Below are 16497 nucleotides of genomic sequence, written 5' to 3'. Positions count from 1 at the left end.
GCGAGGCTTTCAACATCAGAAGTTCCAGAGCCTAGAATTGGCCGGAGAAGCTGCGAGGTGCTGGAGCAATTGGTTCGGCAGTCCTCTTGCCAGAAACAGCATAAACCGCAAGTCCACGGTCATTCAGGCCATCTTGCTGGAAGCGGAAGATACCATCAATGCCGAGGAAACCATCACGGTTGGTCAACACACGGTCAGAGAAACGATCAGGCCCAGCGGAGCGGACCAGCCCAGCGGCCAGAATGGTTGCATCATAAGCCAAGGAAGCATTGCGCGGCGGCTGGGAGCCGTAGGTTTCGCGGTAACGGGTCGCAAGACGCTCGAAGCTCTGGTTATCCGGACCCGGGAACCAGCTGCCAACCATGACAGGAGACTGAAGGATATCCGGCGTGTTCCACTGACCACTGCCGATCATCTTCACTTCACCAAGGCTTGCACCCATTTCGGTCATCACCTGCATCACAAACGGAGGAACACCACCACCTTCAGGAACAAACAGAGTGTCCACCTGCGAAATAGAGCGGCTCAGGCTAGCAACGCGGGCGCGGATGTCTTCAGCATTGCCCGGGATATAGCGCTCAATGGTGATGATACGGCCATTTGTCTGCCCAACAGCCTGACGGAATGCAGCTTCAGCAACCGCACCATAGGCATTGTTTGGCAACAACGCAGAATAGGAGCGGCGCTCTTGTTCTGCTGCATAAGACACGATGCGGTTTACGTCAGATACTGGCAAGTAGCTGAGCAGATATGTGCCCGGCTTTGCTGCATTGGTGTCAGAGGAGAATGCAACGATTGGAACACCAGACCGGCGTGCGACGGCAGAAGCACCCTGAACAGCCGGGGCAAAAACCGGACCAATGAGGAGTTCGGCGCCTTCACTGATCGCCTGCTGGGCAGCAATGCTTGCGCCCTCGGAGGTTCCACCAGTGTCTTTTACGAGTAGCTGGATGTCCGCACCCTGAAAATCCTCAAGCGCGAGCTTGGCGGAATTTTCGAAAAGAGTAGCAACAGAAGCGGCGGATTGACCTTCGCCAGAATATGGTAGCAGCAGGCCAACACGAACGGAGCCATTGCCGATGGCACGGCCCGAGACCAGTTGCGGCTGGCCATTTGGGTTTAAATCAGGCTGAAAAGGAGTGTTCACCGATGAGAAGTTAGGTGAATTAACACAGCCAGCCAACAGGACGGAGAGGCCAAGTGCAGCCCCTGTCACAAGTTTGCGGAAGCTCATTCCACGCAGTGTGGCTGATCCTAAGCTCATGGATGCCCCATCTATTCCGAAGGCCGTTCAATCAATCCCTCGTTTTGCAAGGGATGAAATCCGGCAATTTACATTTAGAACTCGTCGCGATTGCTCACGCGCCATGCTCTAATCGATTATTATGCGCACACTCTTATCCGAAAACCGGACCCCACTTCTCGGAGATATGCCTTAGTTTGGTTTATTTCTACAGATCCAACGCAGTTAATACAGCCTCAACCCAAGGAAATCCGCGATTTTTTTAAGGATTCTGTCAAAAACTCCCCGTTGTAATTAGTCATTTTGCGGTTTGTTGGTTAGATGTGCACTCACTACTGTGCAAAACTTGCTCCATTCTGGAGCTCTCACGAGGCGACCATGGATCATTCCGAAGCTGCATCCGAGCGGAAATACTATATTGGCGAGCATTCGCTAACGGCTAAACGGATTGAACCGGGATTGCACATCGTTTCGACCCCAATCGGCAATTTGCAAGACATCACAATCCGTGCGCTGGAAACTTTGGCTGCTTGCGATCTTATTGCCTGCGAGGATACTCGTGTGACGGGTGTCTTGTTGCAGCGTTATGGCATCCGCACGCAGATGATGACCTATCATGAGCACAATGCCCACAGGCAACTGCCTAAGATTTTGGAGGCATTGGGTGCTGGACGAGCCGTTGCATTGGTCTCCGATGCAGGAACGCCGCTCATTTCTGATCCCGGCTTTCGGCTTGTCGGTGATGTGGTGGAGCACGGGCACAAGGTTGTGCCAATTCCAGGTGCCTCAGCCATGTTGAGCGGTCTGGTTGGCGCCGGTTTACCCTCTGACACTATTTTATTTGCTGGTTTTCTGCCCAATAAGACCCACGGCAGAAAGAAACGTCTTGAAGAACTGAGAGATATTCCGGCGACACTGGTGTTTTATGAGAGCCCTCACAGAGTTGGGGCTTCTCTTGTCGATATGACTGAAATTCTTGGGAAGCGTAAAGCAGCTGTTGCACGCGAACTGACCAAGCGGTTTGAGACCTTCCAGCGTGGTACCCTTGCAGAACTGAGTGATTTCTATTCGGGGGATCGCCCTAAGGGAGAAATTGTTATTCTTGTCTCACCACCTGAAGAGCAGGAGCTGACCGAGGTTGATGCAGACGAACTGTTGCTAGAGGCATTGAAAGAAATGCCAGTGAGCGCAGCAGCGAAGAAAGTCTCCAAAGCAACCGGGGTGGATCGAAAGACGATTTATACCCGTGCTATGGAGCTGAAAAATGCAGGAACCGCAGAAGAGCCCGAGAGCGACTAAAAGTAACCTTCTTAAGAAGCAGGCTGCTTATCGAAAAGGACTACAGGCGGAGCTGAAAGCAGAGATGCTGCTTCGCCAAGCGGGCTGGCAGATTCTTGAAAGACGCTACAAAACCAAGCAGGGCGAGATCGATTTGATCGCCGAACAAGACCAGACGATCGTGTTTGTAGAAGTGAAAGCCAGGCGGGGTGTGGATGATGGCTTATATGCAATCACGCAACGCTCTCAACGAAGGATTGCAAATGCCGCCCGAGAATGGGTTTCCCATCACAACGATGTGGTTGGAAAAACCTTGCGATTTGATGCTGTTATTCTTCCCAAACATGGAGAAGCCCAGCACTTCCCTAATCTTTTTGAAGCTGAAATTTTTTAGGAAACAAATATTTTATCGCAAAAATGTAGACAAATTGCTTTCTGACCCACATATCTGCAGCTAACATCCATTTTTATTTACATGGATTTCTATCCCAGCGTTATTTCAGGAGTGCCTCATGTCCCAAGCAGCTTCTTCTGGTGCCAAGCGGCCGCTTAAAGTCGCCGTTCAGATGGACCATATCTCAACCATCAACATTGCGGGCGACAGTGCTTTTGCTCTGATGCTAGAAGCGCAGGATCGTGGTTATGAGCTGTATCATTACACACCAGAGCGTCTGGCCCTGTGGGGTGAAAAGGTTATGTGCCGCGTTGAGCCGGTAACCGTGCGCGACGAAGCTGGCAATCACTTCAGTTTTGGTGAGCCTCAGCGCGTTGACATGTCTGATATGGATGTCGTTCTGATGCGTCAGGATCCTCCGTTTGATCTGGCTTACATCGCAGCAACCCACATTCTCGAAAAGCTTTCTGAGACAACGCTGGTCCTGAACAATCCAGTCTCTGTGCGTAATGCGCCAGAGAAACTGTTTGTGACCCAGTTTGCCGACCTGATGCCGCCAACGCTGATTACTCATGATCGCGAAGAGATCGACGAGTTCCGCAATATCCATAGCGATATCGTAATGAAGCCGCTGTTTGGACATGGCGGAGCTGCTGTTTTCCGCGTGACCAAGGATGACCTGAACTACGGTTCTCTTTATGACTTCTTCTCCGTCACGTTCCGCGAGCCTTGGGTTATTCAGAAGTTCCTGCCAAATGTGAAACACGGCGATAAGCGCATTCTGTTGGTCGATGGCGAGTTTGCTGGTGCAGTAAACCGTGTCCCTGCAGAAGGTGACCTGCGCTCCAACATGGTACGCGGTGGGTCTCCAAAAGACAGTGACCTGACTGAACGCGAAAGAGAGATTTGCGCGCGCCTTGGGCCGACACTGAAGGAGCAAGGACTCATTCTCGTTGGTATCGATGTGATTGACGGAAACCTCACTGAAATCAACGTGACAGCTCCGACTGGCATTCGCGCAATCCAGAAGCTGGGCGGGCCAGATGTGGCCGGCATGGTCTGGGATGTGCTTGAGAAAAAACTGGAAGGCTAAAAAATATCAAAGGCCCTGTTGTTTGACAGGGCTTTTCTTTTTCCCAGTGACTTTCAATTATGAACTCAGAGATTTCAGATAGAGCTTCTTATGGGGGCTTTCGTATTTCTGAGTATTCAAGGCTTGTGTGTTTCCTGTTCGTTCCTGCTTAATTACTACAATGATGATTAATTGTGGTCGCAGGAGTGTCTGGTGTTCGCTCGCATCTCTACCGTTTCCTTTCAGGGTGTCGACGCTGCAAATGTTGACGTGCAGGTCCAGATTAGCCCCGGATCCGTCTATTTCACTCTTGTTGGCCTGCCCGATAAGGCAATTGCAGAGAGCAAGGAGCGGGTTCGGTCAGCACTCATTGCTTCCGGCCTCGCGCTACCAGCCAAACGTGTGACGGTTAATCTGGCGCCGGCTGACCTACCTAAGGAAGGATCACATTATGACCTTCCGATTGCGCTTGGCCTCTTAGTGGCGATGGGGGCACTGCCTGCGGAAGCTGTCGAAGGCTTCCTCGTTCTGGGTGAGCTCTCACTAGATGGCAGCATTTCTCACGTAAACGGAGCCCTTCCAGCTGCAATCGCTGCTGTTGCAAACGGGAAAGGTTTGATTTGTCCAGCAAGTTGCGGCTCTGAAGCGGCATGGGCGGATGAGAACCTTAAAATTATGGCTGCGGGATCACTGGTTCAGCTCTACCGCGCATTGAAAGGTGACATTACTCTTTCTGCCCCAAAACCGCGTAGCTCTCCACAAGCTGCTAGTTCACTGGACCTTGCCGATATTCGAGGGCAAGAAACAGCGAAGCGAGCACTGGAGATTGCAGCTGCTGGCTCTCATAACCTGATGATGATTGGCCCTCCAGGCTCTGGGAAGACCTTACTCGCGAGCAGGTTACCTGCTCTTTTGCCGCCACTATCAGCTCGCGAACTGCTGGAAGTTTCCATGATCGCTTCCATATCAGGTGAGCTGGAAGATGGCGCCTTGAGCAATCAACGTCCCTTCCGGGCACCGCATCACTCTGCCTCCATGGCCTCACTGGTTGGCGGTGGCATAAAAGCCAGACCCGGCGAAGTGTCCATGGCTCACAATGGCGTGCTTTTTTTGGATGAACTGCCAGAGTTCGATAGTTCTGTTCTGGACAGCTTGAGACAGCCTATTGAGAACGGTGTGGCGACGATTGTTCGTGCCAATTATCGTGTGAGCTACCCATCTATGGTGCAAGTGGTTGCCGCGATGAACCCTTGCCGTTGCGGTTATGCAGGAGAGCCAGGACACACTTGCAGGCGAGGCGATAAATGCGCGAGTTCTTATCAGTCGCGAGTTTCCGGGCCGTTTCTTGATCGGATGGATCTGCAACTTCATGTTCCCGCAGTTTCTGCAAGAGACCTGATCAGCCCGCACACTTCAGAGAGCTCGGAAGTGGTTGCTCAACGTGTGGCACGTGCTCGTACCATTCAGCAAGCCCGCTATGCCTCTCTTGGACTAGACATCACCGTCAATGCACACGCCAGTGCGCGGACCATTGAGCAGATTGTTGCGTTGGATCAGGGCAGTAAGGAATTGATTGAACAGGCATCCATACAGTTTGGTCTTTCTGCACGTGGCTACCATCGGGTTCTGAAACTATCGCGGACAATTGCAGATATGGATGGGTCAGAGTCCGTTCAGCGTATTCACCTGGCCGAGGCCCTGAGCTTCAAGCGCTCTTCCGCCTATTTGGCCGCCGCATAATCTGTTATATCCTACCAATTGAATTTTACTGATTTACCGAAATAGTTCGGGTGGAGCAAAAGCAGTGTTGAAACGGAGACTAAAAACTGAGGAGAGCACCCATGTTGTTACTCAGGCCCGCGTGTCTCTGATTAAGCAAAGCGAAATCACCGAGAAATCCTCCTTTGTTCTAAAGAGCCTCTCCATTTTCGTGGGCGTTATATGCTTGCTGATTGCGTTGCTGCTGACTGATTGGCGGTCTGCACAAAGCCTCTATGTTGTGTTGCTTGCCTTTGGGGCTGGCGCCGTGTTGTTTCGGCGATTTCCGGCAAGTGATGTTATTGCACAAAGCTGGAAAACAGCTCAGATCCGCAGTGAAGTTGAACAACTTGAAGATCCATCCGAATTAGCCAGTGATGCTGACTGGCAACTGCGCGAAGCAGATGATCGGCACCGTTCTATTCTGGATGCGCTGGGCGCCATCGTGATCCGTTGTGACAGCGAAGGCCTGGTGCTTTCCGTGAATGATGCAGGCAAACGCAATTTTCCGACTGGATTTGGCGTTGAAATCGGGCGGGCTATTCATCTGCCCTATGCTGAAGACTTCACACCCGACCTTGATGAAGGGGTGGCTGGAGCAACCGAAGACGTTGCTTTGCGCACAAAACACGGCACCCGCTGGTATTCACTCCTACGCCTGAGCATTCGCGATGGCAGCGGCGGTGCTCCGATCATTCAGTGGATCCTGACGGATGTCACTGACAGGCGACAAGCTGAGCAAAAGTTGCGCGAAGACCGCGACCATGCAGCAAATGCCAGTGAGGCAAAATCTCGTTTTCTTGCGATGGTCAGTCACGAAATTCGAACGCCCCTAAACGGTGTCTTGGGCATGGCAGATTTGTTGGATGACACGACAACCACTGCAGAGCAGCAAAACTACATTAATGCGATCAGGACTTCAGGCTCCACGCTTTTGATGCTTATTGATGAGGTTCTTGATTACTCCAAGATCGAAGCGGGTAAGCTGGAATTGGAAACTGGCAGTGTTGAGCTTGCTCCGCTAGTGGAGCGCATTGTGGAGTTGCTCTCTCCCAAAGCTCATGCAAAGGGATTGCAGATTGGTTCATTTATCAGTCCAGCCGTACCAGATACTATTCAGAGCGATCCGGCACGGTTGCAGCAAGTCCTATACAATCTGGTTGGGAACGCGATCAAATTTACAGAAGAGGGCGGTGTATCTTTAGTCCTGCAAGCCGTTACAGATACCACAGGCCATCATTTGCTGGAGTTCGCTGTCAAAGATACTGGCCCTGGCATGGATGAAATCACCGCAGCTCGCATCTTCCGGGAATTTGAACAGGGCGAGTATCGCCGCAATCGCAAGTTCGATGGAGCAGGCCTGGGTCTGGCAATTTCCAAACGACTGGCTGAGTTAATGGGAAGTTCACTCACCGTTCAGAGTCAGTTGGGTTGCGGCTCCACCTTCCTTCTTGAGATGCCTGTTGATGAGATTTCTGCTGACCCTGCCGAAAGTCATGAAGATCGTATCGCGATCGTAACCAGCAATCAGATTGAAGCCAGCCTTGTCCATAAAACGCTGAGCACCAGCGGGTTCATTCACACCAAGGTTCTGGAAGTAGACGAACTCGAAGAATTGCCTCTAACGCCACATTTTGACCGTTTGCTTGTTGGTGAAGAATATGTGGAACGCATTCGCAATTTCTATGGGCAGCAATCAGAGAGTGCGCCAGAGATCTTTGTCCTCATTAAACCTCAGGAGCGGGCGCGGATTGCAGATATCAAGACCGGGGAGTTTTCTGGTTACTTGACCCGTCCTGTTCGTCGCAGCTCACTGCTTCGGGTGCTTTCACCAGGCTCGCTGCTGACAGACGAGGTTGATAGAGATGTAACAGAAGAAGAGGTGGCGCCTACACAGCAAGGCCAAAACACAAATCTCAATGTGTTAGTGGCCGAAGATAACCCAATTAACTGGATGCTGGTTCAAGCACTACTGGACAAACTGGGCCACAGATCAGAGCTTGCGGAGGATGGGCATAAGGCTGTTTCGCTCTGTGCCAGCGGCTCGTTTGATATTGTGCTTATGGATCTGCACATGCCCGGTCTGGATGGGCTTGAAGCCATCTCCAAAATTAGAGGCAGGGAAGACAAATCTGCGTCGCAAGTGCCAATTTATGTTGTTTCAGCAGATGTTATGCCGGAGGCAAAAGAAGAGGCTCTTAAGGCCGGAGCAGACGGTTTTTTAAGCAAACCCCTAAAAAAGCAGGATCTCGAGGCTGTTTTAAAACGCTATGCTAAGAGATAGCTCGGTATATTTAGCCTGTTCAATATCACGAGGCGGTTGTTATACTCAGATTAACCGCGACCGCAGCATTGTTTAGCAAATGTGAGCGTCGTTACGCGGGTAAATGTTGGTGTTGTGTCACTCAACTGTCCTAAAATGGGCTTATATCACAGATTGACTACCCAAAATTGACATGGGTGACTCAATTGGTGCAAATTCAGAAAGGCGTTCTCATTATTGCAATGTTTCTTAAACACCTAAGCAATATGAGATAATAATAGTATGGCTGGATCTGGACATATTTCCCCGATGAAAGTCCTAAAAAAGTTCACACCGAGTAAGCTGTCAGGGCGACCTGCGCCGCGGTGGATCCCTCAGGCAATGCTTGGAAAAATGCCGGAGGCAGGACAAAGCCTTGGCAAAGTCGGCCCACTCGAGGTTCGTCTTTCCAACGGAGCCAAAGAACTCAAGCAATCTCAACGTTTACGCTACGAAGTGTTTTACGAAGAAATGTCTGCAATTGCGGATGCACAAACACAGTTGTCGCGTCTTGACCGTGACAGTTATGATGAGATTTGTGATCATCTGCTGGTCGTTGATCACAACAGCCAGGTTCGCAACAAACCGTTTTCCAAGCTCAAGCCACAGATTGTAGGCACATATCGTTTGCTTCGTCAGGAACTTGCACAGCTCAATGGCGGTTTCTACACGGCAGGTGAGTTTGATATTCAGGGAATTCTAGATCGTCATAGTGATCTAAATTTCATGGAGCTTGGCCGCTCTTGTGTTCTGAAACCTTATCGCACCAAGAAAACCGTTGAGCTTTTATGGCACGGCATCTGGTCTTATGTGCTGATGCACAATGTAGATGTGATGATTGGTTGTGCCTCTATCGAAGGTACTGATCCCGATCTTCTTTCTGAGCAACTTTCCTTCTTGCATCACTTTGCTAGTGCGCCGGAGGAATGGCACGTTTCAGCGCTGCCGGACCAGTACGTGGAGATGAACCGCATTGCGAAAGACCAGGTGGATCAACGCGCTGCGCTGCGCTCTCTGCCTCCATTGATCAAAGGATATCTCCGCCTTGGAGCCTTTATTGGTAACGGAGCGGTTGTTGATCACCAGTTCGGAACCACTGATGTATTGATCATCATGCCAGTGTCCAAGCTGAACTCACGCTATGTGAACTACTATGGTCAGGATGCCAGCCGGTATTCCAGCTGATCAAAGGGCTATCAGATCCTCAAAATGAAGAGGGCGGGTTACCGCCCTTTTTTATTTGCACAAGAGCACTAGTATCTCTGCATATTTGTTGCATTTCCCAGCCAAGTGCGCGCAATTCACCTCAATAGCTTAACGCAGAATTAAGCGTGTTTCCCTAAAATCGTTCGTGTTTTGTATCCAGGTTGCGACCTCCCTCCCAAGCGGTCAGCAGCCTGAGTTTGTTCAGGCATGCTCAATCTTTACTGGCAATATTTGCCCAAGATTTGAGTGATTGGTACTGGGGTGTTTTTGAGCTATGGCGACAGGCCAAAATGGAAATGGCAGAAAACGGAGGCCAGTGCGCCCCGGGCAACGCCCTTCCGGCAGGCCGCCGCAACATCCTGAGGGACACCGCCCAAAACGCCCAGTGCAACCTCAACGACCACGCTTACAGGGCGTCGCATTGCGCCCTGATGAAGTCGAAGATTATATTCGCCGTCCAAACAGAGCCAGCGCTCCAAGCAAGCAATCACCATCGGGGCAGCGCTCCTCACCTCAAAACCCAACAGCACAGGCCAGAAAGCCTGCTCCTCAGCGTCCCAGACCCGCGCAAGGAGCGCCAGTCAAGAAGCCTGCCAAAAAGCCTAGCCGCAAGGCACGTCAGCAAACGCTGGCAGCTCTTGATGCAGCGACCTCTTCTGGCAAGCCAAAGAGCCAAAGCAAGTTTCGTCGTTTTTTGTGGAAGTCCTTCCGCTTTTCCATGTACTGGAGTGTCGTTCTTGGCATTTGGGGTATCGTCCTTGTTGGTGGTATTCTCACCTATTACGCCGCGCATTTGCCACCGGCTTCAGAGTGGGCTGTCCCGCAGCGCCCACCTAACGTACGCATCGTTTCTGCAAACGGCACTTTGATTGCCAATCGTGGTGATACCGGCGGGGAGGCAGTCCGTTTGGAGCAGCTGCCCAGTTATTTGCCTGAAGCTGTGATGGCCATTGAGGACAGGCGTTTCAGATATCATTTCGGTATCGACCCAATTGGCCTCGCCCGTGCTGCTTTTGTCAACTACACCAGCGGGCGAACTGTGCAGGGTGGGTCGACCCTAACACAGCAGTTGGCGAAGAACCTGTTCCTGAAGCCTGAGCGCACCATGCAACGTAAGATGCAGGAAGTGGTAATGGCGCTGTGGCTGGAGTGGAATTACAGCAAGGACGAAATTCTGGAGATGTACCTCAACCGGGTATATCTCGGCGCAGGGGCGTATGGTGTTGATGCCGCATCGCGGGTTTATTTTGGCAAGTCTGCTCATCTCATCAACCTTGCTGAAGCGGCGACCATTGCCGGTCTGCTGAAGGCGCCTAGCAAATATGCACCTACACGCAATGCTGCACTTGCAGAAGGTCGTGCCCAGGTAGTGATTGCATCAATGCACAAGGCTGGCTTCATCACTGCTGATGACGCTAAGAATGCTCTGTTTAATCCAGCGCATGTGGTCACAAGCCACAACAGCAGCAGTGGCAATTATGTTGCTGATTATGTAATGGAGTTGCTACCCGGCTTCGTGGGTTCCATTGGTGAGGACATTATTGTCGATACCACCATCGATTGGGACATGCAGCAAGCAGCAGAAACGGCACTGACCACTCGGATTGCAGAGTCCTGCCAAGAATTTAATGTCACACAAGGCGCGGTTGTTACGCTCAATCGCAGTGGTGCCATTCGCGCACTTGTCGGCGGTGTTGATTATCGGAAAAGCCAGTTCAACCGCGCTGTTTATGCGCGTAGACAACCGGGATCAGCCTTCAAACCATTTGTTTATCTCGCGGCGTTGGAGCGGGGGATGACCCCAAATACTGTCCGCAGGGATGCGCGTGTCACCTACAGAGGCTGGACACCGAAGAACTATACCAAGCGCTATTATGGCGATGTGACACTGACGCAAGCGCTTGCATTCTCAATCAACACCGTTGCAGCAAAGCTGGCGCATGAGGTTGGCCCGGCCAATGTGGCGCGTACTGCACGTCGCCTAGGCATTACATCTGCACTCAAATCCAATCCGTCCATTGCTCTTGGAACCTCTGAGGTTACCCCACTTGAGATTGCCTCCGCGTATGTGCCTTTCTCGAATGGTGGATATGGTGTTGTTCCTCATGTGGTCCGGCAAATTCGAAATGAACATGGCAAAGTCCTTTATCGCCGCTCCGGTGACGGTACAGGACGCGTTGTTCGTGGAGATAAGCTTAGTGAAATCAACACTATGATGGCGCAAACAGTCTATGGTGGCACAGGCAAGCGTGCTTTGTTGGCGGGACGTCCGGCAGGTGGCAAAACCGGTACCACACAGGGCTATAAAGATGCGTGGTTCATTGGTTATACAAACTCACTCACCACTGCGGTCTGGCTTGGGAATGATAACAACAAGCCGATGAAGAAGGTGAGTGGGGGTACACTGCCAGCAGAAATCTGGGCTTGGGTGATGGAGACAGAGCATCAGGGCATCCCGATTGCCAGACTGCCAGGTGTGCCGATCAATCTTGCCGAAACATCACCATTGTGGAAGCCTGGAACGGCGCCTACGCGTCGTCAACCAACATTTGTGGCTGCCCCTCAGCAACCACAGCCACCAAGGCCTGCTGTGCAAGCAACAACAGCTCCGCGCCCACAAAACAACACCAGCACAAGTCCGTTGGATCTGCTTGGACGGTTGTTTGGCGGCGGTTAGCTATTCCTGTCCGTAAAGGTGAAGTTGAGAGCCGTGCTCTTTGAGCCAGCGTTGGGCTTGCTTTGTGTGGGGTGCCAACTGCTCGCAGACGCGCCAGAACTCAGGTGAGTGATCTAGTTTCACCAAGTGAGCAACTTCGTGGGCTGCTACGTACTCCAGAATGTCTGGTGGTGCCATCACAAGGCGCCAGGAGAACGATAGTTTCCCATCATGCGAACAGGAGCCCCAACGGCTCTTGGTGTCTCGCAGTGTGATGCTGTGATAGTTGCGTCCAAGCTTGTTCGTGAAGTGCTGTACGTGTGCTTCAAGATCTTCTTTAGCTAACTTGCGCAGGAAGTCTTTGGTTTTACGGTGAAAGCTTTGTGTTTCCCCGGGTAGTAACAGCAGCGGTTCATCCGTCTGGTCTTCAAGATCAAGCTTCGCGAGCCCACGTAACTTGCCGGAAGAGCGCAGGGTGTGCGGCACACCTTTGATTGGGATGCGCGCACCCTCTTCAAATTTGATAGTATCCGGGCGAGAACCCAGTCTTTGCTTCAACCAGTCGATTTGCCGGTTGGCGAAATCTTGAGCTGTCTTCAGATTGCCCCGGGCAGGAACAGTGATGACAGGTGTTGGGTCACCGGGTGGAATTCTAAGGATATAGCGCTTTGCTCTCGAATTGCGTTTCAGGCGGATTTGCAGTGGCCTATGTCCCAGATCCACCTCAATAAACTCCGGCAAAACCTTTGTCGCAAAGAACCCCATATCACCTCGAAAATTGCACTGGCCGCTCTCGTTATTGCAGAGAAAGGGGCGATTTGAAAGTCAACCAGTGCGAATTACTTTAGCGCGTGTGTCATCTTGCGAGTAAGGCTCAACGTACAAAAGGGTGCCCTGCGAAAGCAGAGCACCAGATGCTTGTTATGAACCTTTGAGAACCACTAGATTGCTTCTCCAGCAGATGGCTCGCCTGGACGGTTATGGCGGTTTCTCATGAAGCGGTCGAACTCTTCCTGATCTTTAGCCCGACGCAGGTCGTCCATGTAGCTATCAAATTCCTGACGCATGCTATCAAGCTTTCTGCGCTCTTCTTCCAAGCGGCTCAGCTCTTTTTCACGGTAATCGTCAAATGCAGCATTACCGCTGCGGGTCGCATTTTGCATGTTATCCATCGTATTTTTCAAGTTGCTACGATTCCACTGGCATTTAGCTTCACGCTTCCAGCCATTAAAGTTGTCGCCCCATAAGATGTAGGCAAGCATAGCAAGGCCAAGAGGCCAGAAAACTACGAATCCAAGAACCATAAGTGCAATACTTAGAGGATTCCAGGAGGGTTTTATTGCATTTACATTCATTAAAATCACCCCTTTCTCAAATCAACAAGCTTGAGATGGGATGATTTTATTTTAGTTTCAAGAGATAGAATGAAATTTTATTAGACGGTGGGTTATCTTCACTTACATTCAATTAGAATGCACTGTTTCATTGAGACGGCGTGCCTGCTCAACCCAATTATCCCTAACCATGCGTCCGCGAATATCCAAACGATCGTCCAGCGCAGCGGCCTGATCTTCTGTCAGATTTGCAATTTGCCAGTAGTGGAAGATGCCTGCGCCGTTCAAAGCCCGCTCTAGTTTAGGTCCAACACCGCTGATCAGCTGCAGGTCATCTGCAGCGCCTTTTGGCTCAGCAAGCAGGATTTCACGTAGTGGGTCGCCTGCAATTTTCTCAGAGGTATTTTCACGCAGGGTCTTTTTCGCTGCCCGCTTAGAAACCTGTTCCGCACGCACGTTTCTTGGATTGTCCTGAATGAACTTGACGATACGTGGGGCGATTTCAGAACGATACTTTGAGCCGTTGAACACGCCGTAATGGCCTACACCGGGTTGGATGTAGTGCAATCGACGACTGGAAGGGATGTTTTCAGCCAGTTTTTGAGCCGCTTGGGTTTGGCCAACACCAGAAATGTCGTCGTTTTCGCCTTCAACAGTAAACAGCGCCGTGCCAGTGATCTTTTTCGGATCAACCATCTTGCCACGATGCATCATTTCACCTTTTGGCAGCGAATGCTCGATGAACACGGTCTCCACGGTCTGGAGATAGAACTCAGAGGTCAAATCCATGACAGCGAGATATTCATCATAGAAGTCACGATGCTTTTCAGCGCTGTCCCCGTCACCCTCAATCAGATGTTGGAAGAAATCACGGTGCGCCACCATATGCCGGTCCAGATTCATGCTCATGAAGCCAGAGAGCTGGAGGAAACCCGGATAAACCTGTCGTGTGAAACCTTTGTGAGGGAAGGGAACTTCCATGACAACATTGCGCTTGAACCAGTCGATACCTTTTTCGACGGCCAGATCATTCACGGCAGTTGGCGCTTCGCGGGTGTCAATTGGTCCACCCATCAGCGTCATGGTCGCCGGAGCGCATTTGTCTCCGTTCTCCTCCATCAATGAAACAGCTGCGTAAACTGGGACGGATGGCTGACATACCGCCAGAACGTGCGTGTTTGGCCCCAGATAATGCAGCATCTGCATGATGTATTCGATATAGTCGTCCAGGTCGAAACGACCGTCAGCGACAGGCACCTGACGCGCATCTTCCCAGTCCGTAATGTAAACGTCCAGATTTGGCAGTAAGGCTTCAACAGTGCCGCGCAGAAGAGTTGCGTAGTGGCCAGACATAGGGGAGACGATCAGAATTTTGGGATCGTTTTTTCTACTCTGAGGTAAATCACGCTTGAAGTGCAGCAGGCCACAAAATGGCTTGGCCCAGATGATTTCTTCCGTGATGTCTACTTCTTTGCCATCCACGACAGTGGTATCAAGCTCAAACTCCGGCTTACCATAGCGGCGGGTGACACGCTCTAACATTTCACAGGATGCAGCAACCGTGCGACCAACCTGCGTGTGCGCCATGGGGTTGAGCGGGTTTTGAAAGCACAATCGTGTCATGTCCGCTGCAGCCCGGACAGGGGACATCGCTGCATGGTTCATTTCATACAAATGGTAGAACAGCACAGAATGTTTCCTCCCCAGACGTTCGCTTCAGCCAACTCTTGTTCATGTAATTTTTGATTTCCGCAACACGAATACACTTTAGCCCGAAGTGCTGCACCGCAAAAGTATAGACAGCCCTATACCTTTTCAGCAACATAGACTCATGGAGAAATACAAACCAACCTTAACTTGCATTGAAGATCAATAGGTTCTTCACCATCGCTGAGGTACATGTCAGTGTAATCAATTATGCTGCATCGCACAATATGTAAATTAATACCCCAATCGAATCGAGTAATTCGACTGCAATTATTTCACTAAGTTGAAATCGCTAATGAATTTTATTTGGGAATGCTAATCAGAAGCCAGCTCAGCAATTACGGCATCCAGTAGGGGAAAGCCAGCTTGCGTTGCACGCAGGCGGGTGTTGCTTACCCATTCTACCATGCCGTTTTCCTGCAGATTTAACAATCTCTGCGGGTTGAACTGACGGCCAGAGAGCTGTTCATAACGTGGTACGTCAATGCCTTCATGCAGTCGCATGCCCATCAACAGCAACTCGTCACCTTGCTCACCATGACCAAGTATGTCTTCAGAAATAGAGCCGTGGCCCTGACTTTCAACCAAACCCAGCCATGTTTCTGGATGTTTCTCAGTCGAGGTTGCCAGTTTGGTGCCATTTTCCAGCGTCAATCGTCCATGCGCACCGGGGCCGACGCCAACATAATCGCCATAGCGCCAGTAAATGAGGTTGTGCTGGCACTGAGCGTCAGGTGCAGCGTGATTTGAGACCTCATAGGCAGGCAAACCGCGTGTTGCGGTGACCTCCTGCGTCAGATCAAACATATCTGCAGCTAGATCAGGGTCCAGCATCTCGAGCTTTCCAGCCGCATAAAGGCGCTGGAACATGGTGCCGCTTTCGATGGTGAGCTGGTACATCGAGAGGTGATCAGCGGCCAGATCAATAGCGCGATTGAGCTCTTGCTCCCATGCCTTCAAGGTCTGGGTTGGTCGGGCGTAGATGAGGTCGAACGAGATCCGCGGGAAAGTTTTGCGCGCAATTTCAACAGCTTGAATCGCTTCCGAAACAGAATGCTGGCGGCCAAGGATCTTCAGTTCCTTGTCATCCAGTGCCTGAATGCCGACAGACAGGCGATTTACACCAGCAGATCTATAGCCTGCAAAGCGGGTCGCTTCCACGCTGGTTGGGTTGGCTTCCATGGAGATTTCGGCGGTGGACGGCAGATGCCAGAGACGGGCGATCTCATTGAGAATGGTCTCAACGGTTTTAGGCTCCATCAGGGATGGGGTGCCACCGCCAAAGAAGATGGAATCGACCGTGCGGCCCGGCACCATCTGCGCATAGCGTGTCAGCTCTGTTGCCAAAGCTTTGGCGTAATGTTCCTGCGAAACCGGCTGGTGGCGCACGTGGGAGTTAAAGTCACAATATGGGCATTTTGCCAGACAAAAAGGCCAATGCACGTAAATCCCAAAGCCGCCAACCGGTGACACAGTCATTCTTTTTCCTTTGCGTTTGCCAGCTCATTTGCACGAGTTTTTATCCGAAAACTGGAAGCCACTTTTCG

Annotated in this window: 13 protein-coding genes; 7 read left to right on the top strand and 6 right to left on the bottom strand. The window is 51.3% G+C overall.

What is annotated here, in order from left to right; all coding sequences use genetic code 11:
• Positions 1 to 31 precede the first annotated feature (31 nt).
• Positions 32 to 1264 (bottom strand): penicillin-binding protein activator, encoded by a 1233-nt coding sequence (locus BM231_RS01860; protein ID WP_093516304.1) that lies wholly within the window; start codon positions 1262 to 1264, stop codon positions 32 to 34.
• 357 nt (positions 1265 to 1621) lie between these two features.
• Between BM231_RS01860 and rsmI the strand changes: the two genes are divergently transcribed.
• The 6 genes from rsmI to olsB all read left to right on the top strand — a co-directional run bounded on the left by rsmI (position 1622) and on the right by olsB (position 9232).
• Positions 1622 to 2542, top strand: a complete 921-nt coding sequence (gene rsmI / locus BM231_RS01855) for a 16S rRNA (cytidine(1402)-2'-O)-methyltransferase (protein WP_093516302.1) — start codon at positions 1622 to 1624, stop codon at positions 2540 to 2542.
• Entirely contained in the window at positions 2508 to 2915 is a 408-nt protein-coding gene (locus tag BM231_RS01850; RefSeq protein ID WP_108818555.1) for a YraN family protein, read from the top strand. The genes rsmI and BM231_RS01850 overlap by 35 nt, the downstream gene beginning before the upstream one ends.
• Before the next feature lie 118 nt (positions 2916 to 3033).
• Positions 3034 to 4008 carry a glutathione synthase gene (gshB, locus tag BM231_RS01845; RefSeq protein WP_082830466.1) on the top strand — a complete coding sequence of 325 codons (975 nt, stop codon included), beginning with the start codon at positions 3034 to 3036 and terminating at the stop codon, positions 4006 to 4008.
• Positions 4009 to 4200: 192 nt separating this feature from the next.
• A complete protein-coding gene (locus BM231_RS01840) occupies positions 4201 to 5727 on the top strand; it encodes a YifB family Mg chelatase-like AAA ATPase (RefSeq protein WP_093516300.1) in 1527 nt (508 codons plus the stop codon).
• A gap of 64 nt (positions 5728 to 5791) precedes the next feature.
• On the top strand, positions 5792 to 8029 hold the full coding sequence (locus tag BM231_RS01835; protein WP_208859993.1) for a response regulator: 2238 nt from the start codon (positions 5792 to 5794) through the stop codon (positions 8027 to 8029).
• Between the two features lie 288 nt (positions 8030 to 8317).
• Complete coding sequence (olsB, locus tag BM231_RS01830; protein ID WP_425287806.1) at positions 8318 to 9232, top strand: l-ornithine N(alpha)-acyltransferase; 915 nt, start codon at positions 8318 to 8320, stop codon at positions 9230 to 9232.
• Between the two features lie 293 nt (positions 9233 to 9525).
• Here olsB and BM231_RS26930 read toward each other — a convergent pair whose 3' ends face one another.
• Positions 9526 to 9675 (bottom strand): hypothetical protein, encoded by a 150-nt coding sequence (locus tag BM231_RS26930; RefSeq protein WP_159437944.1) that lies wholly within the window; start codon positions 9673 to 9675, stop codon positions 9526 to 9528.
• Positions 9676 to 9971: 296 nt separating this feature from the next.
• On the opposite strand from BM231_RS26930, the gene BM231_RS01825 reads away from it, so the two are divergent.
• Entirely contained in the window at positions 9972 to 11930 is a 1959-nt protein-coding gene (locus BM231_RS01825) for a transglycosylase domain-containing protein (RefSeq protein WP_208860064.1), read from the top strand.
• Here BM231_RS01825 and BM231_RS01820 read toward each other — a convergent pair whose 3' ends face one another.
• From BM231_RS01820 to hemW, 4 genes are all read right to left on the bottom strand, one after another.
• Positions 11931 to 12674, bottom strand: a complete 744-nt coding sequence (locus BM231_RS01820) for a M48 family metallopeptidase (protein WP_093516296.1) — start codon at positions 12672 to 12674, stop codon at positions 11931 to 11933.
• 176 nt (positions 12675 to 12850) lie between these two features.
• Entirely contained in the window at positions 12851 to 13264 is a 414-nt protein-coding gene (locus BM231_RS01815) for a DUF2852 domain-containing protein (protein WP_093516294.1), read from the bottom strand.
• 108 nt (positions 13265 to 13372) lie between these two features.
• Positions 13373 to 14893 (bottom strand): polyhydroxyalkanoate depolymerase, encoded by a 1521-nt coding sequence (phaZ, locus tag BM231_RS01810; protein ID WP_244310582.1) that lies wholly within the window; start codon positions 14891 to 14893, stop codon positions 13373 to 13375.
• Positions 14894 to 15265: 372 nt separating this feature from the next.
• On the bottom strand, positions 15266 to 16429 hold the full coding sequence (hemW, locus tag BM231_RS01805) for a radical SAM family heme chaperone HemW (protein WP_093516290.1): 1164 nt from the start codon (positions 16427 to 16429) through the stop codon (positions 15266 to 15268).
• Positions 16430 to 16497: the final 68 nt, after the last annotated feature.

This window comes from Pseudovibrio ascidiaceicola, from assembly GCF_900114245.1.
GTDB lineage: Bacteria > Pseudomonadota > Alphaproteobacteria > Rhizobiales > Stappiaceae > Pseudovibrio > Pseudovibrio ascidiaceicola.
Note: the sequence above shows the minus strand (reverse complement) of the source record. Positions and strands in the feature narration are given on the sequence as shown.

Bases quoted from the DNA above. Each gene is read 5' to 3' on its own strand.
- BM231_RS01860 (WP_093516304.1), bottom strand. From the start codon at position 1,264: ATGAGCTTAGGATCAGCCACACTGCGTGGAATGAGCTTCCGCAAACTT.
- rsmI (WP_093516302.1), top strand. From the start codon at position 1,622: ATGGATCATTCCGAAGCTGCATCCGAGCGGAAATACTATATTGGCGAG.
- BM231_RS01850 (WP_108818555.1), top strand. From the start codon at position 2,508: ATGCAGGAACCGCAGAAGAGCCCGAGAGCGACTAAAAGTAACCTTCTT.
- gshB (WP_082830466.1), top strand. From the start codon at position 3,034: ATGTCCCAAGCAGCTTCTTCTGGTGCCAAGCGGCCGCTTAAAGTCGCC.
- olsB (WP_425287806.1), top strand. From the start codon at position 8,318: ATGAAAGTCCTAAAAAAGTTCACACCGAGTAAGCTGTCAGGGCGACCT.
- BM231_RS26930 (WP_159437944.1), bottom strand. From the start codon at position 9,675: ATGCGACGCCCTGTAAGCGTGGTCGTTGAGGTTGCACTGGGCGTTTTG.
- BM231_RS01825 (WP_208860064.1), top strand. From the start codon at position 9,972: ATGTACTGGAGTGTCGTTCTTGGCATTTGGGGTATCGTCCTTGTTGGT.
- BM231_RS01820 (WP_093516296.1), bottom strand. From the start codon at position 12,674: ATGGGGTTCTTTGCGACAAAGGTTTTGCCGGAGTTTATTGAGGTGGAT.
- BM231_RS01815 (WP_093516294.1), bottom strand. From the start codon at position 13,264: ATGAATGTAAATGCAATAAAACCCTCCTGGAATCCTCTAAGTATTGCA.
- phaZ (WP_244310582.1), bottom strand. From the start codon at position 14,893: ATGTCCCCTGTCCGGGCTGCAGCGGACATGACACGATTGTGCTTTCAA.
- hemW (WP_093516290.1), bottom strand. From the start codon at position 16,429: ATGACTGTGTCACCGGTTGGCGGCTTTGGGATTTACGTGCATTGGCCT.